Source organism: Arthrobacter zhaoxinii (assembly GCF_024385505.1).
GTDB lineage: Bacteria > Actinomycetota > Actinomycetes > Actinomycetales > Micrococcaceae > Arthrobacter_B > Arthrobacter_B zhaoxinii.
This window is the reverse complement of record NZ_JANFLT010000005.1, coordinates 540,403-566,488: the sequence shown is the minus strand read 5'-3', so window position 1 is coordinate 566,488 and position 26,086 is coordinate 540,403. Positions and strand designations below refer to the sequence as shown.

Annotated in this window: 24 protein-coding genes; 19 read left to right on the top strand and 5 right to left on the bottom strand. The window is 64.2% G+C overall.

Going from position 1 to position 26,086, the window contains the following annotated elements:
* The first annotated feature begins 118 nt into the window (after positions 1–118).
* The 4 genes from NNX37_RS09985 to NNX37_RS09970 all read left to right on the top strand — a co-directional run bounded on the left by NNX37_RS09985 (position 119) and on the right by NNX37_RS09970 (position 2,656).
* Positions 119–382 (top strand): phosphoribosyl-ATP diphosphatase, encoded by a 264-nt coding sequence (locus NNX37_RS09985; protein ID WP_152218540.1) that lies wholly within the window; start codon positions 119–121, stop codon positions 380–382.
* Between the two features lie 75 nt (positions 383–457).
* Positions 458–1,300 (top strand): ATP phosphoribosyltransferase, encoded by an 843-nt coding sequence (gene hisG / locus NNX37_RS09980; RefSeq protein ID WP_227922084.1) that lies wholly within the window; start codon positions 458–460, stop codon positions 1,298–1,300.
* A 15-nt stretch (positions 1,301–1,315) separates the two neighbouring features.
* Entirely contained in the window at positions 1,316–2,086 is a 771-nt protein-coding gene (gene hisF, locus NNX37_RS09975; RefSeq protein ID WP_255792384.1) for an imidazole glycerol phosphate synthase subunit HisF, read from the top strand.
* Between the two features lie 111 nt (positions 2,087–2,197).
* Positions 2,198–2,656 (top strand): GNAT family N-acetyltransferase, encoded by a 459-nt coding sequence (locus NNX37_RS09970; RefSeq protein WP_255792383.1) that lies wholly within the window; start codon positions 2,198–2,200, stop codon positions 2,654–2,656.
* A gap of 35 nt (positions 2,657–2,691) precedes the next feature.
* On the opposite strand, the gene NNX37_RS09965 is transcribed toward NNX37_RS09970, so the two are convergent.
* From NNX37_RS09965 to NNX37_RS09955, 3 genes are all read right to left on the bottom strand, one after another.
* Positions 2,692–4,461, bottom strand: a complete 1,770-nt coding sequence (locus tag NNX37_RS09965; RefSeq protein ID WP_255792380.1) for an FAD-dependent monooxygenase — start codon at positions 4,459–4,461, stop codon at positions 2,692–2,694.
* Between the two features lie 72 nt (positions 4,462–4,533).
* Positions 4,534–5,784 (bottom strand): MFS transporter, encoded by a 1,251-nt coding sequence (locus NNX37_RS09960; protein ID WP_255792377.1) that lies wholly within the window; start codon positions 5,782–5,784, stop codon positions 4,534–4,536.
* A gap of 113 nt (positions 5,785–5,897) precedes the next feature.
* Positions 5,898–6,593, bottom strand: coding sequence for a GntR family transcriptional regulator (locus tag NNX37_RS09955; protein WP_255792375.1), 696 nt, complete (start codon positions 6,591–6,593; stop codon positions 5,898–5,900).
* 141 nt (positions 6,594–6,734) lie between these two features.
* On the opposite strand from NNX37_RS09955, the gene NNX37_RS09950 reads away from it, so the two are divergent.
* The gene (locus NNX37_RS09950; RefSeq protein WP_255792373.1) at positions 6,735–7,583 is read left to right on the top strand and encodes a fumarylacetoacetate hydrolase family protein; all 849 of its coding nucleotides are present in this window, start codon (positions 6,735–6,737) and stop codon (positions 7,581–7,583) included.
* A gap of 63 nt (positions 7,584–7,646) precedes the next feature.
* On the opposite strand, the gene NNX37_RS09945 is transcribed toward NNX37_RS09950, so the two are convergent.
* Positions 7,647–8,141, bottom strand: coding sequence for a hypothetical protein (locus NNX37_RS09945; RefSeq protein WP_255792371.1), 495 nt, complete (start codon positions 8,139–8,141; stop codon positions 7,647–7,649).
* 134 nt (positions 8,142–8,275) lie between these two features.
* On the opposite strand from NNX37_RS09945, the gene NNX37_RS09940 reads away from it, so the two are divergent.
* From NNX37_RS09940 to NNX37_RS09890, 11 genes are all read left to right on the top strand, one after another.
* A complete protein-coding gene (locus NNX37_RS09940) occupies positions 8,276–9,490 on the top strand; it encodes an MFS transporter (RefSeq protein ID WP_255792369.1) in 1,215 nt (404 codons plus the stop codon).
* A 66-nt stretch (positions 9,491–9,556) separates the two neighbouring features.
* Complete coding sequence (locus tag NNX37_RS09935) at positions 9,557–10,597, top strand: NAD(P)-dependent alcohol dehydrogenase (protein ID WP_255792368.1); 1,041 nt, start codon at positions 9,557–9,559, stop codon at positions 10,595–10,597.
* Between the two features lie 271 nt (positions 10,598–10,868).
* Positions 10,869–11,888 (top strand): DUF808 domain-containing protein, encoded by a 1,020-nt coding sequence (locus NNX37_RS09930; RefSeq protein ID WP_255792367.1) that lies wholly within the window; start codon positions 10,869–10,871, stop codon positions 11,886–11,888.
* 347 nt (positions 11,889–12,235) lie between these two features.
* Positions 12,236–12,517: a pyrophosphorylase gene (locus NNX37_RS09925; RefSeq protein WP_255792366.1), complete on the top strand. Its 282-nt coding sequence runs from the start codon at positions 12,236–12,238 to the stop codon at positions 12,515–12,517.
* A gap of 229 nt (positions 12,518–12,746) precedes the next feature.
* Complete coding sequence (locus tag NNX37_RS09920) at positions 12,747–18,167, top strand: DUF6531 domain-containing protein (protein ID WP_255792364.1); 5,421 nt, start codon at positions 12,747–12,749, stop codon at positions 18,165–18,167.
* 17 nt (positions 18,168–18,184) lie between these two features.
* Positions 18,185–18,721: an Imm26 family immunity protein gene (locus tag NNX37_RS09915; protein ID WP_255792362.1), complete on the top strand. Its 537-nt coding sequence runs from the start codon at positions 18,185–18,187 to the stop codon at positions 18,719–18,721.
* A gap of 172 nt (positions 18,722–18,893) precedes the next feature.
* The gene (locus NNX37_RS09910; protein WP_255792360.1) at positions 18,894–19,451 is read left to right on the top strand and encodes an Imm26 family immunity protein; all 558 of its coding nucleotides are present in this window, start codon (positions 18,894–18,896) and stop codon (positions 19,449–19,451) included.
* A gap of 196 nt (positions 19,452–19,647) precedes the next feature.
* Positions 19,648–20,142 carry an Imm26 family immunity protein gene (locus NNX37_RS09905; protein ID WP_255792359.1) on the top strand — a complete coding sequence of 165 codons (495 nt, stop codon included), beginning with the start codon at positions 19,648–19,650 and terminating at the stop codon, positions 20,140–20,142.
* A 213-nt stretch (positions 20,143–20,355) separates the two neighbouring features.
* A complete protein-coding gene (locus NNX37_RS09900) occupies positions 20,356–20,877 on the top strand; it encodes an Imm26 family immunity protein (protein WP_255792356.1) in 522 nt (173 codons plus the stop codon).
* 108 nt (positions 20,878–20,985) lie between these two features.
* The gene (locus tag NNX37_RS09895) at positions 20,986–21,339 is read left to right on the top strand and encodes an Imm26 family immunity protein (RefSeq protein ID WP_255792354.1); all 354 of its coding nucleotides are present in this window, start codon (positions 20,986–20,988) and stop codon (positions 21,337–21,339) included.
* A 682-nt stretch (positions 21,340–22,021) separates the two neighbouring features.
* A complete protein-coding gene (locus NNX37_RS09890; RefSeq protein ID WP_255792351.1) occupies positions 22,022–22,210 on the top strand; it encodes a hypothetical protein in 189 nt (62 codons plus the stop codon).
* Between the two features lie 420 nt (positions 22,211–22,630).
* Here the strand turns inward: NNX37_RS09890 and NNX37_RS09885 are convergent, their stop codons facing one another.
* Positions 22,631–23,275: a TIGR03085 family metal-binding protein gene (locus NNX37_RS09885; protein ID WP_255792835.1), complete on the bottom strand. Its 645-nt coding sequence runs from the start codon at positions 23,273–23,275 to the stop codon at positions 22,631–22,633.
* Between the two features lie 100 nt (positions 23,276–23,375).
* Between NNX37_RS09885 and hisI the strand changes: the two genes are divergently transcribed.
* Genes hisI through NNX37_RS09870 form a run of 3 tightly spaced genes read left to right on the top strand, consistent with a single transcriptional unit; the run spans position 23,376 to position 26,072 of the window.
* A complete protein-coding gene (gene hisI / locus NNX37_RS09880; RefSeq protein WP_255792348.1) occupies positions 23,376–23,762 on the top strand; it encodes a phosphoribosyl-AMP cyclohydrolase in 387 nt (128 codons plus the stop codon).
* Positions 23,763–23,805: 43 nt separating this feature from the next.
* Positions 23,806–25,380 carry an anthranilate synthase component I gene (locus tag NNX37_RS09875; protein WP_255792346.1) on the top strand — a complete coding sequence of 525 codons (1,575 nt, stop codon included), beginning with the start codon at positions 23,806–23,808 and terminating at the stop codon, positions 25,378–25,380.
* Positions 25,377–26,072: a Trp biosynthesis-associated membrane protein gene (locus tag NNX37_RS09870; RefSeq protein WP_255792345.1), complete on the top strand. Its 696-nt coding sequence runs from the start codon at positions 25,377–25,379 to the stop codon at positions 26,070–26,072. Before NNX37_RS09875 ends, NNX37_RS09870 begins: the two co-directional genes overlap by 4 nt.
* Positions 26,073–26,086: the final 14 nt, after the last annotated feature.

Below are 26,086 nucleotides of genomic sequence, written 5' to 3'. Positions count from 1 at the left end.
AGTGTTTGAGCGGAAACAAGACTATCGTCCCGTGGTCAGGGGCCTACGGCCCGTCCCTTGCGGTCACACCCCGCCTCACGATTCCGCCCCACGGCGCGCCACAGCGTACCCTTGCACTGTGAAAACCTTCGAAGACCTCTTTGCCGAGCTGAGCCAGAAAGTTCAGGACCGCCCCGCCGGGTCACGCACCGTGGCCGAATTCGAGTCGGGCGTGCATGGCATCGGTAAGAAGGTTGTTGAGGAGGCCGCCGAAGTGTGGATGGCCGCCGAATACGAATCCGATGCCGAATGCGCCGAAGAAATCTCCCAGCTGCTCTACCACCTCCAGGTCCTGATGCTGGCCAAAGGCCTGACCCTGCAGGACGTCTACAAGCATCTCTAGCCGCGCGCTGAATTTCAGCGTGTGGCCCGCCGGTCGAACCTTTCTCCAATCGAACTTCCAGCGAAAGATGCTCCCATGCTCCGTGTAGCCGTACCCAACAAGGGTGCCTTGTCCGAATCCGCCTCCGCCATGCTCAACGAGGCGGGCTACCGCCAGCGCCGCGACACCCGCGAACTGGTCATGGTGGACCCCGATAACGACGTCGAATTCTTCTTCCTCCGCCCCCGCGACATCGCCGTCTACGTCGGCGCCGGCACGCTCGACGTCGGCATCACCGGCCGCGACCTGTTCCTGGACGCGCAGGTGGACGCCGAAGAACTGATGAACCTCGGCTTCGGCGCCTCCACCTTCCGCTTCGCCGGCCCGGTGGGGGACTTCTCCTCCATTGACCAGCTCGAAGGCAAGCGCCTCGCCACCAGCTACGACGGCCTGCTGCGCTCCTACCTGTCCGAACGCGGCATCAACGCATCCGTGGTCCGGCTCGACGGCGCCGTGGAATCCTCCGTGCGCCTCGGCGTCGCGGACGCAATTGCCGACGTCGTCGAAACCGGCACCACCCTGCGCGCCGCCGGCATGGAAATCTTCGGCGAACCGATCCTGAAGTCCGAGGCCGTGCTGATCGGCCGCAAGGGTGCCAGCCCCGCCGGCGTCGACGTGCTGATCCGCCGTCTGCGCGGTGTCCTGGTGGCACGGCAGTACGTGATGATGGACTACGACGTCCGCAAGGACCTCGTGGACGAGGCCGCGGCGCTGACCCCGGGCCTGGAATCGCCCACCGTCTCCCCGCTGCAGAACAGCGACTGGGTGGCAGTGCGCTCCATGATCAAGAAGTCGGACACCAACCGCATCATGGACGAGCTCTACGACATCGGCGCGCGCGCCATCCTGGTCAGCAGCATCCACGCCTGCCGGATCTAGGGAAGGGGACACGCCATGAGTGTTGCCATCCGCGTCATTCCCTGCCTGGACGTCGACGCCGGGCGGGTGGTCAAGGGGATCAACTTCGAAGGCCTGCGCGACGCCGGCGATCCGGTGGAGCTCGCGCACCGGTATGACCGCGCCGGTGCCGACGAACTGACCTTCCTCGACGTCACCGCCTCCTCCGGCAACCGCGACACCACGTTCGACGTGGTCGCCCGCACCGCCGAAGAGGTCTTCATTCCGCTGACAGTCGGCGGCGGAGTGCGCTCCATCGCGGACGTGGACCGGCTGCTGCGCTACGGCGCGGACAAGGCCTCCATCAACACCGCCGCCGTCGCCCGCCCCGACGTGATTGACGAAATCACCCGGCACTTCGGCTCGCAGGTGCTGACGCTCTCCGTGGACGCACGCCGCACGCACGACGGCGCCACGCCGTCGGGCTTCGAGGTCACCACCCACGGAGGGCGCACCGGCACCGGGATCGATGCCGTCGCCTGGGCGAAGGAGGCCGCCGACCGCGGTGTGGGGGAGATCCTGCTGAACTCCATCGACGCCGACGGCACCCGCGAGGGCTTCGACATCGAAATGATCCGCGCCGTCCGCGCCGCCGTCGACGTGCCGCTGATCGCCTCCGGCGGGGCCGGCAAGCCGGAACACTTCCCGGCCGCGGTGATCGCCGGGGCCGACGCCGTCCTGGCCGCCTCGGTGTTCCACTTCGGCCCGGACGATGCGATCCATGAGGTGAAGCAGGCCATCCGCGACGCCGGGTTCGACGTCCGCTAGCGGTCGGAAACCGCTCCGGGCGATTCCGAACTGTAGGACGGCAGCGGAAGGCGGGCGTCAGCGCGCCCGTCTTCCGCTGTGAGCGCGGATGACTGTGGCATGCTCACGTCCATGACTCTGCCAACGCGCCTTCGACCCGCCGAAGCAAGCGATCTGCCTTTCATCCTCCGCCAGGAGCGCGAGTACATGGAGGCCATCGAGCCGGATGAGCTCCAGGGATGGCTGGCAGCTCTCGACCAGAACCTTGCACTCTGGATCGATTGCCTTCCCCGCACGCTCTTCTGCCTTGATGCAGATGGGCACCCGCTCGGGTATGCGATGTGGAGCCTCGATGGTGACACCGCAACCCTGGTCTCGATCAGTGTCCTCGGCAGCCGTCGTCGCCAAGGACTCGGGCGGCTGCTCCTGGAGGCGTTCGAGCAGCAGGCCAGGCCAAGCGGCGGCCGCGTTGTGGAACTCGGTGTTCACCGAAGCAACCAGGCCGATCTGCTCTACCGGTCCGCGGGCTATGAGGCCACGGGCCAAGATGGCGAATATGTGCTGTTCAGCAAGACGCTCAACGCGGTCTGACACCTGCGGTAGCGTTCGAGCTCCCTGCCGTGATTTCACCGCCTCCGCGTGACTTGGAGGAGAGCATCCCGAACCTGCGCGGTGGGATTCTCCGTCGCCATGCCTGAACGCCAGGCGACGAATTTATCCGGCCTGATCAGGACGGCGCCTGCAGGACCGTGGCCGCGGTAGCGTGTCCACGCGCATCGGGGGTCTAGGTAATCGCCAGTGGCATGACCGACCGTGAACGCGAGCACATCGATGCCTAGTTCATCAGCGGCGGAGCGGGCGGCATCCACCCATCCGTCACCGGATTCCCCCGCGACCAGCACATACTGTCCGACGCTTCCGAGGTCCTGGATAGCAACTCTGTTTCCACGGTGGTCCTCGAGCCACGCGTGTGGCAGAGGCGAACCAGGCCTGGTCGAGGGTTCATATATGCGGATCTCTTCTGTCGGCTGTGGCTCGGGGCTGCCGTCCGCTACGACAGCCTGCGACTCGTATCGGTATCCGAACTCGATGTTGTGTTCCCGGAACTCCATGGACTGCGAGGCAATGGCGAACCGCAGTTTGGCACGGAACTCCTCGTCCATCGGATCATCGCTCCAGATTTGCTTTAAGGCGGTGAGGTTTTCCTCTTCGGTCTGCATTGGAGAGACTCCGAGCGCCTGGCCGATGGCCATATGGTTCAAGGCGTTCTCTGTGGATCGTCGGACGTTGGTGACGGCGACAGGCTGACGTTCCTGTTCATAGGTGGCTAGTAGCTCGGGCGCGGCTTGTCCGCGCAGCACGGCGGCGATCTTCCAGCAGATGTTGTAGGCGTCCTGAATGGCTGTGTTGAGGCCGAGTCCGCCCGTCGGACCATGCCGATGGGCAGCGTCGCCAAGCAGAAACACCCGATTTTCCTGGAACCGTTCCGCGACCAGCGCCTCGAAGGACCACCGCGTAATCTTGTGGACTTCCGGCTCAAGGTCAGGCAGCCCCAACGCCATCTTCATGTCAGCAACCATCGCCTCATCGTCGAAGATCCGCTTGTCATCCGCGGCGTAGTTCTCGTGGAAGACCCACTCTTCCGACTCTGGGCCCCACTTCTCCGGACCCATGGGAATCAGCAACGTGAGCAGGCCGGTGTGGGCGGGCCACATCCAATGGATTAGCACGCTGGGGTCACTGACATGCTCGCTGAGATCTGCTGAGAAGTGTACGGAGACGCTGTAGAGGATGTTCCGTTCCCCCTGCATCTCAATGCCGAGAGCATTGCCGACGGTCCTGCCGCCGTCGCAGCCCAGCAGGTACGCGCTGCGAACGGTGTACGTTTCACCGGTCTCCTTATTGAGCACCGTGGAGGTGACGCCGTCGTCGTCCTGCTCAAAAGAGATCAGTTCGTGGTTGAAGCACACACCTTCGGGTGACTTTTCCCGGGCGTGTTTCAGCAGAATGGGTTCCAGCCTGATCTGCGGCAAGTTGGTCTGTCGGCACGGGCTTGCAGCGATGTAGTCCGGGTCCTGATAGCCGGCGCCCCACGATTCCTGACGGGCGATCTCCTTGCCGTAGATGGGGTCCTTGCCGACGAGGCCGGCGTACCAGCCGGTGGCCGCCATGTTTTCCGGCGGAGTGCCCTGCGCGTAGATGTCGTCACTGACACCGAGCTTCCGGTAAACCTCCATGGAACGCTGCTGGATCACGTGGGCCTTTGGCAGCACGGAGGTGGATGCTGTGCTGCTGATCGTGAGGGAATCGATGCCGAGATCCGCGAACAGCATCGAGGCCGTCAGCCCCGCGCCACCCGCTCCGATAATTAGTACGGGAATTTCAAGGTGGTTCATGGTTGCCTTCCAGGTTGGGCCGGACGTTTCCGCTGGCCGTATCTCTCGTCATTGAGGATGGAAAATTCCATCTCAGGCTTCGGTCAGGGTGAGGTTGTTGGTGTTGGCCGACCGGCCCGCTGCAAAGAAGCTGACCACTGCCATCACGGCCGCCAGCAGTCCCAGAATGCCTATGCCGGCTGCAAGACCGCCCGCGGCTGCGCCGAGGGCAGCAATGACGAATGGGCAGATGAACTGGCCAATCCACAACGAACTGGTCCAGATTCCTGTGCCCGTCCCGCGCACCTCCTGCGGCAGAACGCCTAGAGCCCAGGTGATCAGCGACGGCAGCAGCAAACCAGTGCCCGCGCTGGCCAATACGGCGCCGATCATTGCCGCCGGAATTGAGGAGGCAGCCCAGATCACGACGAACCCGATGGCCGTCAAACCGAAAGCGATAGGAAGTAGCCGGTACGGACCGAAACCACCGACCAGGCGGAAGGAGAAGGCTCCCATCGCTGTGGCCAGCGAGGCTAGGGCCGACATCATACCGATCCTGGCGACATCAGCCAGCCCGAGCTCAGTCAGGATGTAGGAGAGGTGGACGACCAGCGTGTAGAAGGCGATGCCGCCAAACAATGTGACCAGGGCCGGCTTACTGAGTTGTCGCCAGGGGACCGCTTGGCGGAGATTGCGCGTCGGGCTCTTGACCGGTTCCCGGAGGACCGGGAGCATGATGGCCGCGAGCACCACGGCGACGCTGTACATCCAGAAGGTGTTGCGCCAGCCGCCGGCACCCAGGAGGCCGCCGATCGTCAGGAATGCCACCGCACTGACGGTGGTGAAGACCGTCTGAAGGGACAGGTACTTGTTGCGGCGTGTCTCGTGGAAGTAGTCGCCGATGAGCGTAGTGCAGCAGGTCATGATGAAGGCCTCGCAGACCCCTACGAGGGCCCGCGTGACGACAATCCCGACCAATGTATCCATGAAGAAGGGTGCAGTGCCAAAGATAGCGTAGGCGAACATCGCCCAAAGCAGCAGGTTTTTGCGCCCCACCTTATCTGCGACAGCGCCTGCGACCGGCGAAACCAATGCGACGAACAGGGCCGGAACGGTCAGGACCATCGGAACGAGGATAGCGACACCAGGTGTGTCCGCGAAGTGCGCGGCGATGGTCGGCAAGACGGGGGACAGGAGAACCGCGCCCAGGACTGGCATGCAGCTGCCCAGCAGCAGAAGCACTCCCTGCATAGTGGTGCCGAGGCTCCGGGTAAGGCCGGAATTGGCGGAGCCGGGGTTGGCGGCCGAAGCAGAATGTGCTCCCGAGGAAGAAGAGCTGGTCATGAATATCCCCCTTGGACTGCGACGCGCGTCGTTACGCGTCCGTGGTTCAGCCAGCATCGACTATTTTTTTAGATAACGCAAGGAATTATCGATAATCAAAGGATTGTCATCAATTAGTCGTGCGGTTGGCCGCCGTTTTCGGCCAACACTGACTGCAGAAGCAAGTCTGTCGTGCGTTGGAAGTGGCGCTCTAACGCCGCAACTGCCTCGTCGGCACGCCTATCGCAGGCCAGCTCCATCAACTCCCTGTGCTCGGCGGGTATGTCCCGCTTCGCTTCCGCCCCACCCGCTCCGGAGAGTTGGCGGTAGAGTTCCGAGCTGTCCCGAAGTCCTCGAACCATGGCGATCATTCGCGGACTGCCGCAAGCCGTGCCCAATGCGTCATGGAAGGCTGCGTGGGCCGCACTCCATTCGGCGGTTGTGCCAGGCTCACCCTCGCGGTGCAGTTCGGCCCGCTCCAACACGTGGTGCGTGGAGACAACCTTGGCCTCCCATTCCATGTCGCCGTGTTCGATGGACCGGCGCAGGGCGAGACCCTCCAGCATGATGCGTAGTTCGGTGAGGTTAATCAGGTCTTCCCGGGATATTTCGGCCACGCGGAACCCTTGGTTGGGCAGCAGTACCACCAGATGCTGTTCAGCCAAGCGGACAAGAGCTTCCCTAATGACCGACATGCTGGTTCCATACCGCTTGGATAGCACCGCAAGGCGCAGCGGACTGCCGGGCGCGAAAACATTGCTGAGGATCTCGGTGCGGAGCTGTTCGTGAACATGCGCAGTCAGCGATGCGGAGCGAAGTTGCGTAGCCATGGAAAAACAGTACTGCCTTCCGGTGAATCTTCGCATTATCGATAATTGATTGCCTTATCGAGCATGGTCTGCAAAGCTGACATCCTCGAAGGCGCCCTCCCCATCGGCTAAGACCTGCTTCCCAGCTAAAGGACACCTCTTATGCGCATCGCAAATCTTCATGGCAGAGCCGTCCTGGTCCGCGACGGACAGGCTCTCGATATCGAGAAGGCCTCAGCCGGTAAGTTCGGCCCTGCACCCCTCGGCCTCTATGAGGACTGGGACACTTTCCGTGCCTGGGCCGAGGGAGCCGACTACTCGGACGCTCGGCCGTACGACGAGAATGAACTGGACGCCCCCGTCCCCAACCCGCGGCAGATTTTCGCGATCGGTTTGAACTACAAGGATCACGCCGACGAAGCGGGCCTGCCCTATCCGGAGCACCTGTTTGTGTTCACCAAGTTCCAGTCATCGATCGCCGGTCCCCGCGCCGTCGTCGAGCTACCCTCAGAGGCCGTGGATTATGAGGTGGAACTGGTCGCTGTGATCGGGAAGGAAATGCATAAGGTCGACGCGGCCGACGCATGGGACGGAGTTGCCGGGCTAAGTGTGGGTCAGGACTTGAGCGAGCGTGAAATCCAGCTACGCCCGCCGGTCCCGCAGTTCAGCCTGGGCAAGTCCTTCCCGAATTTCTCTCCCTTCGGCCCAGCCGTCGTTACGCTCGATGAACTGCCGGGTTATGAGGGGCTGCGTCTCTCAACGGTGATCGAGGGTCACGGCAGCCGAGCCGGTGAATGGAAGGTCCAGGACGGCAACACCCGCAACATGATCTTCTCTGTGCCGCAGATCATCGCCGAGTTGTCCCGAATTGTTACTCTCTTCCCGGGCGACGTTATCTTCACCGGGACGCCTGCCGGGGTTGGCAAGGCCCATGGCATTGCGCTGCAGCCAGGCAACGTCCTCACCAGTACCGTGGAGGGCATCGGCACCCTCCGCAACGAGTTCGTCTAACCGCTCCGGAGTCCATGTGGCGCAAAACGGGTCAACTTCGTGCCGGACCGTGGTTAACAGATCCTAAGCGCGGGTCTGGATGAGATTGGCGAAGGGAAGCCTGCCGTACTGCCGGATGAATTCCGCCTGGTACTTTGCAAGGGCCGGGTTGAGCGCGTCGGGCGGCAGTTCCTTCCACGCCACCAGAAGATCATCTGCATCGAGCAGCTGCCAGATCAGCCGGCCGTCCCAGTGCCCTGGCGGCTTTCCCCTGCCGAAGTCCACGAATTCGGAGATCTGCCGGCGCAGGCCGCGGTTGCCCTGGCTGCCGGCGCCGGCCTTGCCGAGAAACAGCACGTCGGCATCCGCCACCCACTCGGCGGCGAGCTCTTCCCGGGACAGCGTTGGCTTCTTCTTTTTGAACACCCCGGCCGTGCTTTCCTTGAGGAACCGCGGTTCGAACCCCTCGGGCCGCAGCACGGCGAAAATGCCCTGACGCTGCGGGATCCGGTTGATGTCCAGACCGTCGATGGGCCGGAAACCGGTGAAGCCGTCATCCTTGAGTGATTTCCTGTTCAACGGGTTCGGGTTCCTTGCATCGAAGTGGGGCGGGTGCCCACCAATGATATCCGGACGCCCCGGCCGTCGCACTCGGTAACTTCCGGGTCGGCAGGCCACAATGGGTCCTGTTACTCCACGAAGGGACTCAGAGCGTGCGCTCCACCGCCGGACCCGGCCTGCTGTTTGTGCTGGTCTGCGCCATGGGCGCCGGCCCGATGATGAACTACGGGCTCTCCGCCACAAGCACGCTGATCATGGCGGACCTGGGGATCAGTGAAGCGCAGTTCGGCGTGCTGGCGGCCACCTGCTTCGCCGGAGCTGCGGTGTCCTCGATGTGGCTGGGCCGGCTGAGCGACCGGATCGCCGCCCGCTCCCAGCTCCTGATCATCTTCGGCGGCACCGCCCTGGCCCTGGGCTTCGCCGCCGTCTCCGGCAACTACTTCTGGCTGCTCGCCGCCGTCTTGCTTTCCGGACCGGCGCAGGCCATCTCCAACCCCACGACCAACCGGATCATCATCCGCGCGGTCGAACCCGGCAAACGGCCCGGGTGGATGGGCATCAAGCAGTCCGGGGTGCAGGCCAGCCAGCTGTTCTCCAGTCTCTTTTTCCCGGCAGCCGCCCTGGTTGCCGGATGGCGCGGTGCCGCCGTCGGCGCCGTCGTCGTCCTGTTCCTGCTGCTGGCCTACGCGTGGTTCCGGCTGCCGCCCGAACCGCGGCTTGCAGCCCCGCAGGCCTCGGGACGACGGACGGCAGACCGCAAGTTTCCCGGTTCGGTCTGGCTGCTGGCCGCGTTCGCCCTGTTTTCCGGTGCGGGTATGCAGGCCACCAACGTGTACCTGCCCTTCTTTGCGCAGCGGGAAATCGGCTTCTCGCTGCTGATGGGCGGCGTCACCGCCGCGGTGGCCGGCGTCGTCGGCGTGACTTCCCGGGTGCTGTGGGGCAGGCGGATGGCTGACGGCGTCCGCGCCTCCACACTGCTGCTGATCCTGGCTGCCGGCGCGGTCTGCGGTGCAGCCCTGCTCCTGGCCGCCGGACAGACCGGAGCGCCCGCGCTGCTGTGGTCCGGCGTCGTCTTCCACGGCGCCTCCGTGCTGGGGGTGAACGTGGTGGTGATGGCCGGGGTGCTCCGGGAAGTGCCGCCGGAACGGGTGGGCTCGGCGTCCGGAGCGGTCTCCCTGGGCATGTACTCCGGGTTCGCGCTGGGACCGCTGGCGATGGGACTGCTGCTCCAGTACTCCGGCGGTTTCCTCGCGGGGTGGCTGTCCATCGGCGCGGCCTACCTGATCTGCGGCGGCATCGGCCTGGCGTACCGGCGGCGGGGCTCGAAGCGGGCCGGATCCGCCGTCGTCGGAACCCCGGGGAAATAAACGACGCCGGATCGGACTTGTGCTTTAAGTGCCGTAAGGCACGGTTCCCCCACAGCTTGGAGAAATATGACTACCGCACGCGCTTACGCAGCCACCTCCGCCACCGATCCGCTGGTTCCCACCACGATCGAACGCCGCGAGGTCGGCCCGCATGACGTCCTCATCGACATTGCCTATGCCGGTGTCTGCCACTCGGACATCCACACCGTCCGCGGCGAATGGGGACCCATCGCGTACCCGCAGGTTGTCGGCCACGAAATCGTGGGCACCGTGGCCGAGGTCGGCACCGAGGTCACCGCACACAAGGTCGGCGACCGCGTAGGCGTGGGCTGCATGGTCAACTCCTGCGGCGAATGCGAAAACTGCCAGGCCGGCATGGAGAACTACTGCCTCAACGGCAACGTCGGCACCTACGCCAGCAAGGACCGCGACGGCACCATCACCCAGGGCGGCTACGCCACCTCCGTCGTCGTCAATGACGGCTTCGTGCTCCGCGTTCCGGAAAGCATCCCGTATGAAGCAGCCGCTCCGCTGCTCTGCGCCGGCATCACCACCTACTCTCCCCTCGCACACTGGAACGCGGGACCGGGCAAGCGGGTCGCCGTCGTCGGAATGGGTGGGCTCGGCCATATGGCCGTGAAGATCGCCGTCGCCATGGGCGCCGAGGTCACCGTGCTGTCCCAGACGCTGAGTAAGCAGGAAGACGGCCTGCGTTTTGGTGCCGAGCACTACTACGCCACCAGCGACGAGAGCACGTTCGAGAAGCTCGCGAACACGTTCGACCTGATCATCAACACGGTCAGCGCGCCGATCGACCTGCAGCAGTTCCTGTCCCTGCTGCGCCTGGACGGCACCATGGTCAGCGTGGGTGCCCCGCCCGAGGCGCTGCCGATCTCCGTCTTCACCCTGATGAGCAAGCGGCGCTCCTACGCTGCCTCCAACATCGGCGGCATCCGCGAAACCCAGGAAATGCTGGACTTCTGCGCCGAGCACAACATTGCCCCCGAGATCGAGCTGATCAAGGCCGAGGACATCAACACCGCCTACGAGCGCGTGCTGAAGTCCGACGTCCGCTACCGGTTCGTCATTGACGCGGCGACTATCTAATTCTTAATCGTTCGCAGGAAGGGCGCTCCACCGTTTGGTGGGGCGCCTTTGCCGTATGTGCAGGTAATCGTGCTCGCTCCGCGAACGTCCCGTAAATCACCTCCGTACCTATGGCGTAAAGCCGGGCATTCCCGGGGGTAACGCCCTCAACCGCCCCGGTGCCGCTGTCCGGGACTGGTCCCCGGCGGACTTATTATTCTTATATGCCAATTCTGCGTCTCGAGGACGCCATCTACGACCACCTGCCCGTCCCACATCATGGAGCCGGACTGTGAGCGGGGGACTCGTCGCCCTGCTGGATGACGTTGCCGCGCTTGCACGCATAGCCGCCGCCTCGGTGGATGACATTGCTGCCGGTGCCGCGAAGGCGGGAGCCAAGGCTGCCGGCGTCGTCATTGACGATGCCGCCGTGACCCCCCAGTACGTATCCGGTGCCGACCCGTCCCGTGAACTCCCGATGATCAAGAAGATCTTCTGGGGCTCACTGCGGAACAAGCTGCTGATCATCCTGCCGGCACTGCTGCTGATCAGCGCCTTCATCCCCGGTGTGATCCCCTTCATCCTCATGCTCGGCGGCACCTACCTCTGCTATGAGGGTGCGGAGAAAGTCTGGCACAAGTTCTTCGGCCACCATGAGGACAAAGAGGCGCCGGCGGTGGAGCGGGGTCCCGACGCCGAGTCCAAGGTAGTCAAGGGAGCCATCACCACCGACTTCATCCTGTCCTGCGAGATCATGGTGATCTCCATGAACGAGGTGGGCGACGCGTCCATCTGGGCCCGCGCGGCCATCCTCGTGGTCGTGGCCATTGCGATCACCATCCTCGTGTACGGGGCCGTGGGGCTGATCGTCAAGATGGATGACATTGGCCTGCATCTGGCGAAAAAGGAGTCAGCAGGCTCCCAGCGCCTCGGCGGACTGCTGGTGAAAGGCATGCCCGCCGTGCTGGCTGCCATCACCTTGGTGGGAACCGTCGCCATGCTGTGGGTGGGCGGCCACATCATGCTGGTAGGGGCATCCGACCTCGGCTGGCACGCGCCGTACGACCTGGTCCACACGTTGGAGCACCCCGTGGCCGGTCTTGCAGTGGTGGGCGGCATCCTGGGCTGGCTCGTGAATACGCTCTGTTCGGCCATCGTCGGACTGGCCTGGGGCCTGGTCATCATGGCGGTTCTGCACCCGCTGATGAAGGTTCTGCCGTTCGGTAAGAAGGACGCACATGCCGGTGAGGCCAAGCCATCAGCCGCCGGGCACGCAGCGGCGGAGAAACAGGATACCGATCCCGCCGGCTAATCACCGGCACTGCGGTGCCGTGAGGTTACCGTCGCAGATGCATTCGCCGCCGACCTAAGTTCACCGTTTGACAACAAAGGCGCCCCACCGTTTGGTGGGGCGCCTTATTGCTGCCCCGGTAGCAAAGCGTTTTTCCTGAATGGCTCGCGCAGCACTTGGCTCAGTGCCCCGCTGTTTACTGTTTGGGTTTCTATGGTTTTTCCTCTTTTCGAGTGCGGGGCGGCATTTTTACATAAGTAATTTTTTACCCTTGTTTGATGCAGAAGGTATTGGTATGGTCACCACCGTCCAGTCGCTGGTGATTCTGAGTCCGGCGGAGAAGCATTAATTGCCAGGGGGAAATTTTCATGTCACGTGTGTTGTCTACCGAGCAGGCTAAGACTGCTATCAGCCAAGTTCAGTCCATCATCAACGGCGGTTTCACGGAACAGATTGCAGCGCTGGATGCGCAGGGCAAGATCCTTTCCGATCCGAACACCTGGGATGGCCCCCTGGCCACGCAGTTCCGCGGTTCCGTGTGGCCGGAAACCAAGGCTGCGCTGGATAAGGCCCGGGAGGAACTCGAGCAGCTGCGTACCCAGCTGCAGCAGATCTCGGAGAACATCTTCTCCGCAGGCGGCGGCGCTTAAGCGCCTCTAGTTCTTTTCGAGTAATGACCGGGTAGCCGCACCGCTTCGGCGGGCGGCTGCCCGGCCCTCGAACCCTTATCTTGACCGGCCGCGTATTTTCCGCGCCCGAGCTTCAGGGCTTCGATTTTTAGAAGTGTTCTGCCGTTTTGCTTCCGGTGTTATGTCCCGGAAGTAAACGGCAGCGTCTTGGTTGATCTTTTCCGGGTTTGTCCAGTGGGGGGCATTGAGCATGTCTGATTCTGAAACTTTCGTTGAGGTGCCGTTGCTGCCGGAGGATTCCCGGGGGCGGTTTGTCTATTCGGTGGCCGAGGGGCTGAAATCCGCTTTCGAAGATGCTGCCTCCCGGCTTGACGGCCAGGCCGGATCCCGGGCCTCTTACGTCTCCACAGGCAAGCAGGAGTTCAACGGGCAATTCGCCAACAAGTTCCAGGACAACGCCGGAGTTGCGGCCGCGGACGCGAGGAATCTGGCCGAGGCACTGCGGACAGTGGCCAAGTACGCGGGGCAGATGATCGACGCCGGCCATGACGAAGACGACCGCCGCCGGGAAAACAATGAATGGGTCTACCGGCACAACAACCGCAGCATGTTGGAGGAGATCGGGGACTGGATCTGGGGGGAGGGAAAGCGCCCGAACGAAGATCGCGGTCCGGCGCCGACGTTTGAACCGGCGACGGCGGTCCCCGGGGACAGGGACACACCGCCGCCCGGCAGCGGCGGACACGGCGGCGGGACGTCCTCGGCGCGGCCGGAAAACCTTCGTTCCTTCGCGGTAGGATCCCGCGGTCTGGACGGCGAGCTGACCGCGGTTCCGGGCACCCTGGAAGGCCACCTGTCCTCGTTTGCGTCTCTGTGCACCTGGGGGACCATCGAGGCATCCGGGGTGATGCGGGCCTACAACGAATACCTGACGGCCAATGAGAACGATGCGCGCTGGGCGGTGACCGTCGCAGATGCGTTCGCGGCCGCCGGCGGGGAAGCGAACGTCTCGACGGTTTCGGACGCGGCCCTGGCCGCAGCACTGGCCGCCGCAGGCGTGGATGCGACCCGTGATGCACTGAAGATTGACCCGCCCACAGCCTACGGAGCAGTGCCGACCACCGGGTACGCCAACGACCCGGTGAACACGGCCACGGGCAACTTCATCGAACCGGAAACGGACTTGGGCTTCCCAGGCACAGCCTCGAACCTGGTCCTTACACGGATGTACAACTCGCTGGCCTCAGGCCTGGCGACCCCGGGCGTGTTCGGCCCCGGCTGGGCATCCGTCCTGGACCAGCACCTGGTGCTCTCGGATGAGGGCTGCCGTTGGGTGCTGGCCGACGGCCGTGCCGTGGACTTCCCCCGCGAGGGCGAGGCCTGGGAACGTGCGGTGGGGGAGAACTACTGGCTGACCCGCGAACCTGCCGGCGCCGCTGCATTCGCGGAACTGGCTTCCGTACCCGAGGGCAGCACCGATCTGCTGGTAGCCCGGGACAACGAGGGTAGCTGGTGGGCCTACACCCTGGCCGGCGTCTGGCTCGGTGCCGGTTCGGGTCCCGGCCGGACGGTCTCCGTGCACCGGGAGGACGCGGGGGATAACGACGCCGGTCGCCCAGGTCAGGTGACCCGCCTGTCCCATGTGCGCGGCCGGTTCCTGGACATCGACTACGTGAACGGCCTGGCCGCCGTGGTCCGGGCTTCGGACGGACGCCGGGTGGAATACGGGTATGACGACGCCGGGCGGCTCGTTTCGGTCACCACCGAAACCGGAACCCGGACCTACCGCTGGAACGAAGCCGGTCTGATCGATGCCGTCTACTCCGCCGCCGGGGTGCTGGAAGCCGAAAACACCTACGACGAGCAGGGCCGGGTGATCCTGCAGGTCACCCAGCACGGCCGCCGGACCCGGTTCGCCTACCTCCCCGGCCGCGTCACCGCCGTCTCGGATGAGGACGGCACCCGCTCCAACTCGTGGATTGCCGATGCCAAGGGCCGGCTGGTCGGGGTGCTGGATTCCCACGACCAACGCCAGTCCATGGCCTACGACAAGCACGGCAACCTGGTCTCGCTCACCGAACGCGACGGGTCCGTCACGGTCCACGCCTACGACGAACGGGGCCGCCGCACCCGCACGGTTACCCCGGAGGGGGCGGACCTGACCTACGGGTGGGACGGGCAGGACCGGATCACCACTCTGGTCACCGAATCCGGGTCAGTCGTCACGTATGAATACGCTGATGAGCTCACCCGGGACCCGTCGGTCATTCTCGATCCGCTGGGCGGGCGCACCGAACTGTCCTGGCGGAACGGGCTCCTGACCCGCGTCACCGACCCGGCCGGAGTAACCGTCGAGTTCGATTACGACGGGTCCGGCGATCTGGTCGCCACCCGCAACGCGGTCGGGGACACGGCCCGGATCCTCCGCGACGCTGCCGGCCGCCCCACAGCGGCGGTCAGCCCTTCCGGGGCGCAGACCCGCTTCTCCTACAACACTGCCGGCCTGCTGGTCCGGCGGGAGGAAGCCGACGGGGCCACCTGGTCCTTCGAATACGATGCCGCCGGGCGGCTCACCGCAGCGGTGGCCCCCGACGGCGGCCGGACCACGCTGGAGTATGCCGCCAACGGTGAACTGGTCCGCACCATCGACCCGCTGGGCCGGGCCACGGAGCGGATCTTCGACGAACTCGGCAACGTCACCGCGACGGTCCTGCCCGACGGCGCCCGCTGGGGCTTCACCCACGACACCCTCTCCCGCCTGACCGGCATCACCGACCCCGCCGGCCACGACTGGATCCGCGAATACGACAAGATCGGCAACCTCACCGCCGTCGTCGACCCCACCGGTGTCCGGACCGAGGCCGCCACCGACCGCGGGGCGGGCACCGCCACCGTGGCGGACGCGTTCTCCTCCGCAACCTACAGTTTCGACGAATACGGCCGCCCGGTCCGGGTTGAAGGGGCAGACGGGTCCGCGGAACTGACCATCTACGACGCGGCCGGCAACCCTGTCGAGCTCATCGACGGCGAGGGCGGACTGACCCGCCTGGAACGGGATGTGTCCGGGAAGATCACTTCCGTGACCTCCCCTTCCGGTGCGGTGACCCGGTACGAGTACGACCTCTGCGGACGTCCCTGGAAAACCATCGACCCCCTGGGCGCGGTCACGGAACTGCTCTACGACGCGGACCAGCGCGTCACCGCCCGGATCCTGCCCACCGGTGAAACCGAAACCTTCGAGTACGACGCGGCCGGGCGGCTCATCCTGCGGATGACCCCCGGGAACGGCAATGCCCGGTACGGGTACGACAAGGCCGGCCGGCTGAGCTTCTCCCAGGATTCCTGGTACGGCACCCGCCGCTTTAAGTACAACGTGGCCGGGGAACTGGTCGAAACGATCAACGGCGTGGGCGGGCGGACCCGGTTCGAGTACGACGTCCGAGGCCGGCTGATCCGGATCACCGACCCGCTCGGTGGAGTCACCACCCGCACCTACACCGGAACCGACAAGGTCGATTCGGTCAGTGACCCGCTCGGCCGGGTCACCACGGCCACCTATGATCAGGCGGGCCGGCAGCTCTCGCAGACGGATCCCGACGGAAACACCACCACCTGGACCTATGACGCGGCTGGCCGGGAGAAGAGCACCTCCTATAACGGGAAGCTGCTCTCCTCCGTGGACCGTGACCGGCAGAACCGCCGCGTAGTCATAACCGATTTCACCGGGGACGACGGGCTGGCGGTTGAGCATGAACTTGGCTTCAACCGCCGTCATCAGTTGGTATCCCGGACCCGCGGCGGGCAGGGGATGTCCTGGGAGTACGACGCGGATGGAAACCGCACCGGGTTCACCGACGCCACCGGAACCACCACGACTTATCAGCGGGACGCCGCCGGCCGGATCAAGACGGTGGGGAACCCCCGGCTGGGGGAGGCCGTGTTCACCCATGACGCGTCCGGGCGGCTGACTGCCGTCACTGCAGGGGATCTGGTCCAGGAATGGGTGTACCGGAACGGGTACCTGGCCGAGCACACCCGCACCAACCGTGCAGCTGGCGACGGTCCGGATATCACGCTGATCGGCCGGGACGGGGACGGCCGGATCACCGGCCTGACCCGTGGGGGCGCCGTGACCCGGTACGGGTATGACGGTGCCGGGCAGATGGTCGCGGCTGCGACCACGCCTTTGGGTGCGTCGGATGCTGCCGCTACCGTCCGGGCGCAGGTCTCGGAGTGGGAGTACGACGCCGGCGGCCGCCTGGTCCGCGAACACACCCCGGCTGGGCCCCGCACTTATGCCTATGACATGGCCGGGCAGTTGGTCTCCGTCATGGAGACGGACGGGTCCCGGACGGAGTACGTCTACGACGGTCTCGGGCGGCGGTCCCGGCTGATCGGTGCCGACGGATCCTGGACCGAATACACCTGGGGCGACACCGGGTACCTGCAGGGCACGGTCGAGCGGACTCCGGAAGGGACGGAGACTTCCCGGCATAACTTGTGGGTGGATGCCCTGGGCGAACTGGCGTCGGTTGACGGCTGCCCAGTGTGGTGGGACACGGCGAGCCCGATCCCCACGCTGGCTGGCATCGGGGACGAGCAGGTGTTGTCCCTGCCCGGCGGTGTCACTGGCATTGGCGAGGCCTGGACCGCGCCGGGGTGGCGGGCCGCCCGGCCCACTGATGAAACCGATCCGTGGGCAGTACTGGGGGCGTCGGTCATCCCCGAACCCGGTGCGGTATCCGGGGTGTCGGGTGGTTTACCGGCCGGGATCGGTCTGACCGGTAACGGCGGCCTGGATGTTGCGGGTCTGGAGTGGATGGGAGCCCGGGCGTATGACCCGGCAGCCCGTGGTTTCCTCTCCACCGACCCGCTGGCACCGGTCCTGGGTGCAGGCTGGGACGGCAACCCCTACGCGTATGCAGGCAATAACCCGCTGAACGCCAGTGACCCCACCGGCCTGCGTCCGTTGACGGATGAGGACCTGAAGGCGTACGACGCGGCCAACCGTGGCGCGTTGGCTGCTACCGGTGATTGGTTTGCGGATAACTGGGAATACGTTGTCGGCGGTGCGGCGATTCTGGGCGGGGTCGCATTGATGTTCGTGCCCGGCGGCCAGGGCTTCGGTGCAGCATTGATCATGTTCGGTGCCGACGTGGTGATCCAGAAGGCCACCACGGGTGAGGTGAACTGGTTTTCGGCCGGCCTGAACCTGGTGGGTTTCGGTGCCGGCGGGGTTGCATCCAGAGTCTTCCGCAACTCCGTGGTGCGTGAGGCCGTGTCAAACGGCGTGGATAGCGCTGTTGACGAGCTCGGAGAGAAAGTTCTTGGACAGGAGAGGCTGGAAGATCTCTCACCTGAACCGGAAGGGATCGTCTATCTGCGCACTGACCCGTCAGGTCAGGTGAAGCCTTACATCGGGCAGTCCAAGAGTCCGGAGAGGTTTGAGGCGCGAAAAGCAGAACACAACAGAAGCATTCCCGGGATCACATTTGAATTCGACGAATTGGACCGAGCAGAGCCGGGCATCGAGTTGGATAGACTGGAGGAGTTTTATATCCGCGAATGGGGCGGGCCCACAAATAAGGCGAACCCGGATGGCGGGCTTTCCAATAAGCGGCACCAAATGAGTGATAAGAGATATCAGGAAGCTGGAGGCGATCCAAAGTGAATAAAAAGTGGCCTTCTTTGAAGGACGGTGACGTCTTCAAGATCCCTCTGGGGGACGGCCGGGCCGCTGTTGGCCAGGTTGTTTCCAAGTACTTGTCTGCCACGTATTACGTACTGATTTTCGATTTCATCGCAGCGGAGGAAGAGGTGCCGTCCTTGGTCTCGGAGGCGCTCGAGTCTGAGCCTCTCTTTGCCGGGCTCACCTTTGATGCATTGTTTCGCCCTGGGCGCTGGCAGATGCTCGAAAACAGGCCGGTGGACGGTCGGAAGTTCCTTCCGGCATACATCATCGGGGGGCACAACCCGGCACGGTGCATGGTCGTGGACTTCTGGGCCAAACGGAGACGCCCTGCCACGGACTTGGAGAGGGAGACACTCCCTCACAGAAAGACACGCACGCCCGCGATTTTCGACAACGCTATCCGGGCCCACGCTGGGCTGGAGCCGTGGATAGAGTACTACGATGAGCTCCGGCCAGGGACTATCGTCACCAGTGCGGAGCTCTTCGACGACTGGGATCCGGGCTCGTGTGGTGCGACCCAGGAAGGGTTGTGACAGGGCTACGGCCCGGCTCGTGCCGGTGCCGTACCCGGTGCGCCTAACGCTTCCGGTCCACTGGTGGGGCGGGCCCGGTTCGCTGGACAGGTTTCTCTTCCTGCCCCTGCCCCCGGTGGCCGCGGGGGAGGACTAATGATGCGAGGTTTCAGGAAGCTGGAGGCGATCCGCGGTGAGTAAGCAAGAGTGGCCTTCTTTGAATGATGGTGACGTCTTCAAGATCCCTCTGGGCGACGGCAGGGCCGCTGTTGGCCAGATTGTTTCTAAGTACTTGACTAGCTATTACATGGTTTTTTTCGATTTCATCGCAGCGGAGGAAGAGGTGCCGTCGTTGGTCACGGAGGCGCTCGAGTCTGAGCCGCTTTTTGCCGGGCTGACCTATGATGGATTGTTTCGCCCTGGGCGATGGCAGGTGCTCGAGAACAGGCCGGTGGACGGTCGGAAGTACCTTCCGGCCTACATCATCGGGGGGCACATCCCGTCACGGTGCAAGGTCGAGGACTTCCGGGGTACCCGGAGACGCCCTGCCACGGACTTGGAGAGGGAGACGCTTCCTCACAGGAAGACACGCTCGTCCGCTATTCTTGACGATGCTATCCGGGCTGACGCTGGGTTGGAGCCGTGGGTCGAGTACTACGATGCCCTCCGGGCAGGGGATGTAGTCACCAGTGCGGAGCTCTTCGACGACTGGGATCCGGGCTCGCGTGGTGCGACCCAGGAAGGGTTGTGACCGCTACGGCCCGGCTCGTGCCGGTGCCGTGCCCGGTGCACCTAACGCTTCCGGTCAGCTGATGGGGCGAGCCCGGTTCGCTGGACAGGTTTCTCTTCCTGCCCCTGCCCCCCCGGTGGCTGCGGGGAAGGAATAAAGATGCGATGTATCAGGAAGTTGGAGGCGATCCACGGTGAATAAGCAAAAGTGGCCCTCCTTGAAAGATGGTGACGTCTTCAAGATCCCTCTGGGCGACGGCAGAGCGGCCGTTGGTCAGATTGTATCTGAGCATTTGTCTGAGTATTACGTGGTTATCTTCGATTTTGTGGCCCCCGAGGAAGAAGTGCCTTCGCGGGTCACGGAGGCACTCGAGTCCGAACCGCTCTTTTCTGGACTTTCCCTGGATGCTCTGTTCCGCCCAGGGCGATGGCAGGTACTGGAGAACAGGCCAGTGGACGGCCGGAATTTCCTTCCGGCGTATCGGATCGTGATTGGCGGTCCCGGCAACGTCATGGCCGAGAATTTCCGGGCCACCCGGAGACGACCTGCCACGGACTTGGAGAAAGAGATACTGCCTTTCCGGGACACATTTTCCGCTGCGATTTTTGAGCGGGCGATGAGAGCCCATGTCGGGTTGGAGCCCTGGAGAGATGTCTTCGACGAACTCCGAGTGGGGAGATACGTCAAGAGTGCGGACCTTTTCGACGACTGAAAACCGGGCTTACATGGGGCGGCCCAGGAAGGGTTGTGACAGGGCTACGGCCCGGCTCGCGCCGGTGCCAAGCCCCGGTCCGCGTAACGCTTCCGGTCCACTGGCGCCGCGGACCCGGTTCGCTGGACAGGTTTCTCTTTCTGCCCCAGCCTCGTGGCGGCTGCGGAAAAGGACTAATGATGCGAGGTATCAGGAAGCTGGAGGCGATCCACGGTGAATAAGCAAAAGTGGCCTTCCTTGAAAGATGGGGACGTCTTCAAGATCCCTCTGGGCGACGGCAGGGCCGCTGTCGGCCAGGTTGTTTCCACGTACTTCTCTGGCACCTATTACGTACTGATTTTCGATTTCATCGCAGCGGAGGAAGAGGTGCCGTCCTTGGTCTCGGAGGTGCTCGAGTCTGAGCCTCTCTTTGCCGGGCTCACCTTTGATGCATTGTTTCGCCCGGGGCGCTGGCAGATGCTCGAAAACAGACCGGTGGACGGCCGGAAGTTCCTTCCGGCATACAAAATCGGGGGGCACACCCCGGCACGGTGCATGGTCGTGGACTTCTGGGGCACCCGGAGACGCCCTGCCACGGACTTGGAGAGGGAGACACTCCCTTTCAGGGACACATTTTCTTCCGCGATTTTTGACAATGCTATCCGGGCTCACGCTGGGTTGGAGCCGTGGGCCGAGTACTACGATGAGCTCCGGGCAGGGGATATCGTCACCAGTGCGGAGCTCTTCGGCGACTGAAACCGGGCGACCCAGGAAGGGCCGTGACAGGGCTACTGCCTGACCCGTCCGGGTGAGTGGGGCCCACCAAATGAGCGACCGAAGATACGAAAATTCAGGAGGAGCCCCATGGTCAAGAATCGAAGAGTTTCAGCGCCGAAAGGCGGCGACATCTTCACGATTCCGTTAGATGATGACCGGGTTGCGCTGGGGCAAGTTATCTCGTCGCTTCATGCCGCGTATTACATAGTCGTATTCGATTCTGCGGTACCAGCGAACGAAGTTCCATTACGAATTCCAGAGGTGCTCCAAACCAAACCCTTCCTCGCTGGGCTAACCTTCGATGCCCTTATTCGTCACGGGCACTGGCGGGTAGTTGACCAGCGACCGGTCGATAGCGAAAAGTTCCTGCCTGCATATAAGACAGGCACGAGGCAGTTGGGGAACTGCATGATCGAGAACTTCAAGGGAGAAGTGTGGTGACCGGCCACTCCATTGGAGGAAGAGATGATCCCGTTCAGACGAGACACCTCGCCAATTCGTTTTGAAATGGCTATGAAAGCCCACATTGGTTTGGAGCCGTGGGACGAGTCATATGAACGCCTTCGGGTTGGAGACGTGATCACCAGTGCGGATCTTTTTGGCGGTTAGGAAGACGAAGCCAGAGCACGACGAGTCTCATATGTAGAAGGAGTGCCGGGAGTCGGTGGGACCGTTCAGCAAATGAACGCACGGAAAACCTTCACACAGGGAACTGCATGAGGTTTGACGCAAAATCATTAGCGCCCTTGGGGCTGGATCCGGTCGGCTTCCTGACCTATATTTTGCTCACCCAGACGGGACGCCGGATGTTGAGCGCACGAAGGACTATATGGAGACGATTCAGGCTGTGCGGCGGTTCGCAAGGCGGGCGGTACCGCCTCGGTCCTACTTTCTGTTCTGAAGAGCTCGACCTGGGACTAATAGTCAAGGAGACCGTTGAACCAATGGTAGGAAATGAATCACTGCCTGCTCTGTACGGCCACATGATCGAGTACGGGATAATCGACCTTCACCCATGGTTTCTTCTGCGAGGAGAGACCAGTTATGGCGAGCTCAGCATATTGAGAAGGTATTCCCGGGCTGGGAGGTCATTCCCTTTGCCCGTCGGACTGATAATGATGACGTGGCGTGCTGGACCGGCAGCAAGGTTGTAGTAACCGATGACTGGGATCTGATTTGGAAGAACGGGGCGCCGCTGCGTTGGGTCGCACGTGAGTACGCCTCCATGGAGGACTGGTTCCTCGCTGCCTCCCAGGACTTCATCGAGCACTACTTGAGCGGAGGCGGCGGAAGCAATGTGGGAGCAACGTGACGTCCTCAGTACTTCGGGATTGGAATAGTCACCGTGAATTATGTTGACGATGCTGTACGGAATATATCGAGGTTCGCTGAACTGTTGAGCCTGGTGGGACTCCCGGAGCTGGGCGAGAATTGTAAAAAGCTCGCAGAAAGACTGGACCGTGATAGGTCCGATCAGACTCTAAGTGATACCCGTAATTGGATTAGGGAAACCTTTAAATACCAAGGCAGTGGAAGCATCCCTGATCGATATGTGGCACAAGAGGACGGTTCAGCCGATCTTGTCCTGACCACGGAGTATCACGGGCTTATACATACCCTCGGCGCCTTCGTCTGCGACGGCCATGAGATCAGCCGCCAGGCCAACCGGAACAGCGGTCCACACGGGTCCTAAGCCGACTACTGGGGTTGACGGACTAAGGCCGGCGGCAGCCTAAAGCCCGATGTCGGCGCTTTCCAGCAGGGCGACGGCGTCCGGCTGGCCCTCGTACATCACCAGGGCATGCCCAGTCCGGCCGTGGGCGTGCAGCAGCAGCTCACAGGGCTCGCCGACAATCGCCACCGACACCGGAGCGCGTTTGGCCACGTGCCGGGGACCGTCCGGGCGGACCAGCACAATGCCCAGGTCCACGCCGCGGTACAGGATGGCAGCACGCTTGATCAGTTCGGCCCACAAGGCATCCGAATAGTCCGAATCCAGGGCGCGCGGCGCCCAGCGGTCCGAGGCGCGGCGGATGTCTTCGGTGTGCACAAAGTACTCGCTGAGGTTGGCGCTGTTGTCCACCGATTTGAGGTGCATGGGGGAGAGGCGGGGCGGGCCGGCCCGGAAGGCGCGGACCAGCTTGCCGTAGCCTTCCGTGGTGGACGCTTTCTGCGCCGTTTCCTCCAGCGCCTTGTCCGTGCGCGCCGCCAGGGGCTTGATGAACATGCCCAGGGCAGCACTCATACGGTGCTCGCGCAGGTACAGATGAGCTGCGAGCTCCTTGGTCTGCCACCCCTCGCAAAGCGTGGGTGCATTGGGCCCGGCTGCAAGCAGCGTCTCGGCCAGGACTTCACGGGACGGATCAACGAAATGCATCACTGCTGAAACTAGCATGGAACCCGGTGTTTCGGCGGGGCTGCGGCTCCAATTCGCGCGCGCGGCGGCGTTTTAGCGCCGGGCAGTAGAATCGGTAGCGATGCTTCCTTCACCTTCCCCCCAGAATCCGCCGGCTGCCCTCGATCCGGAGCTCGCCGCGTCGCTCAAGCGCGACGACGCCGGGCTGGTGGCCGCCGTCATCCAGCAGTACGACACCAACCAGGTCCTGATGCTCGGCTGGATGGATGACGAAGCCCTGCACCGCACCCTGACCACGGGCCGGGTGACGTTCTGGTCCCGCTCCCGGCAGGAGTACTGGCGCAAGGGGGACACCTCCGGACATGTGCAGTGGGTGAAGTCCGTAGCAGTGGACTGCGACGGTGACGCCCTGCTGGTCCGCGTGGACCAGGTGGGAGCGGCTTGCCACACCGGCACCCGCACCTGCTTCGACGGCCGTGAGCTGCCCGCCGTCGTCGGCGCTGCCTAAGACCGAAGCTCCACCACCACCGCAGGGAAGAAGTAGGAACAACATGCAGGATCTAGGAGCCATCCGCCCCACCCTGGAGGAATTCCGGGCCCTGGCGCGCGACCGCCGGGTGATCCCCGTGCGCCTCACCGTGCTGGCGGACGCCCACACCCCCATCGGCATCTACCGCAAGCTCACCAACGGCGAGCCCGGCACCTTCCTGATGGAATCAGCCGCGTCCGGCGGCGTCTGGTCCCGCTACTCCTTCATCGGCGCCCGCTCCCGCGCCACCCTCACCACGCTGGACGGGCAGGCTCACTGGCTAGGCGAACCGCCCGCCGGCGTACCGCAGGACGGCAGCCCGGTCGAGGCCCTGGCCCGCACCGTGGACCTGCTGGCCACCGACCGTTTCGACGAGCTGCCCCCGTTCACCTCCGGCATGGTCGGGTTTGTCGGCTGGGAAACCGTGCGGCACTGGGAGAAACTGCCCAACCCGCCGGCCGATGACCTGGACCTGCCCGAGATTGCGATGAACCTGGTCTCGGACATGGCCATCCACGACAACAGTGACGGCACCGTCACGCTGGTGGCCAACGCGATCAACTTCGACGGCTCCGACGAACGCGTGGACGAGGCCTGGCACGACGCCGTGGCTCGCGTCCGCTCCATGCTCGGCCGGCTCGCGGCCCCCACCCCGCAGGCCGTCTCCGTGCTGGCCGCGGGCACCACCATTGACGTCGCTGCGAACGTCAAGGAGAGCTGGCCCAAGCCGGAGTACACCCGGGCCGTGGAACGCGGCAAGCAGGCCATTGTGGACGGCGAGGTGTTCCAGGTGGTCATTTCGCGCCGCTTCGAAGCCGACTGCCGGGCTGAAGCACTGGACGTCTACCGAGTACTGCGCACCACCAACCCCAGCCCGTACATGTACCTGTTCAACTTCGAGGATGCGCACGGCAATCCGTTCAAGGTGGTCGGCTCCTCCCCGGAAGCCCTCGTCACCGTGACAGGACGCGACGTGATCACGCATCCGATTGCCGGCTCCCGGCCCCGCGGCCGGACCTCCGAACTGGACAGGGCACTGGCCGAGGAACTGCTGGAAGACGAAAAGGAACGGGCCGAACACCTGATGCTGGTGGACCTGGCCCGCAACGACCTGTCCAAGGTCTGCCGTCCCGGCAGCATCGACGTCACCCAGTTCATGGAGGTGGAGCGGTTCAGCCACATCATGCACCTGGTCTCCACCGTCGTCGGCCGGCTCGCGGACGCCTCCACCACCTATGACGTGCTCGCCGCGACGTTCCCGGCCGGAACACTGTCCGGCGCACCGAAGCCGCGCGCGCTGCGCCTGCTGGACGAGGTGGAACCGCACCGCCGCGGGATCTACGGCGGGGTGGTGGGCTACCTCGACTTCGCCGGGGACATGGACATGGCCATTGCCATCCGCTCCGCCCTGCTGCGGGACGGCAAGGCATACGTCCAGGCCGGCGGCGGCATCGTCAACGATTCGGACCTGGAAGCGGAAGCCCAGGAAACCGTCAACAAGGCGGCCGCGCCGCTGCGTGCCGCCCTCCTCGCCGGATCACTGGAGACCGTCGCGGCGCCTCCCGCCGGCACCATCGCACAGGAAGCAGACAAGTGAGCACCACCACCCCCCGCTGGGGCCGCAAGGGCACCGTTATCATGGGGACCGTCCTCCTGGCAGCCCTGGCCTTCGGCACCACCACCCGCACCTGGCTCAACGTCACCCTCCCCGCCACGGACGTAGTGACGCCCGACGTCGCCGTCTCGGGCAGCGATGCCGCCACCGCCGTCACGGCGTTCGCCGTGGTCGGTGTCGCCGCCGCCCTGGCCGCCGGAATTGCCGGCCGGATTGCCCGCTGGGTCATTGCCGTCATCATCGCGGTCTCCGGGATCGGCGTGGCCGTAGCGAGCTACCGGATCATCACCGACCCCCTGCAGGGCGCGGCCGGCGCCATCGGCAAGGCGATCGGCGTGAGCTCCGCCGAGGGCACCGTGGCGGAACTGACCGTCATGCCGTACGCCGCCCTGGCCATCGGAATCCTGATTGCCCTGGCCGGCGTATGGCTCGCCCTCGCGGGCCGGTACTGGACGACGTCGCGTCGCTACGCCCCGACGGCGGAGCCCGCCGCCGGAGCCACCGCCGCGGACTCCGGTTCTGTGCACTCCCGCCCGGACACCGCCGCAGGCAGCGCGGACAACCGAGGCACCGCGCAAGTTGCCGGCAAAGATGCGGAAGCAGGCACGCCTATCGACGAGATCGACAGCTGGGACCAGCTCACACGCGGCGAGGACCCCACCGACTCGAAGTAGGACCGCGCCTGCGG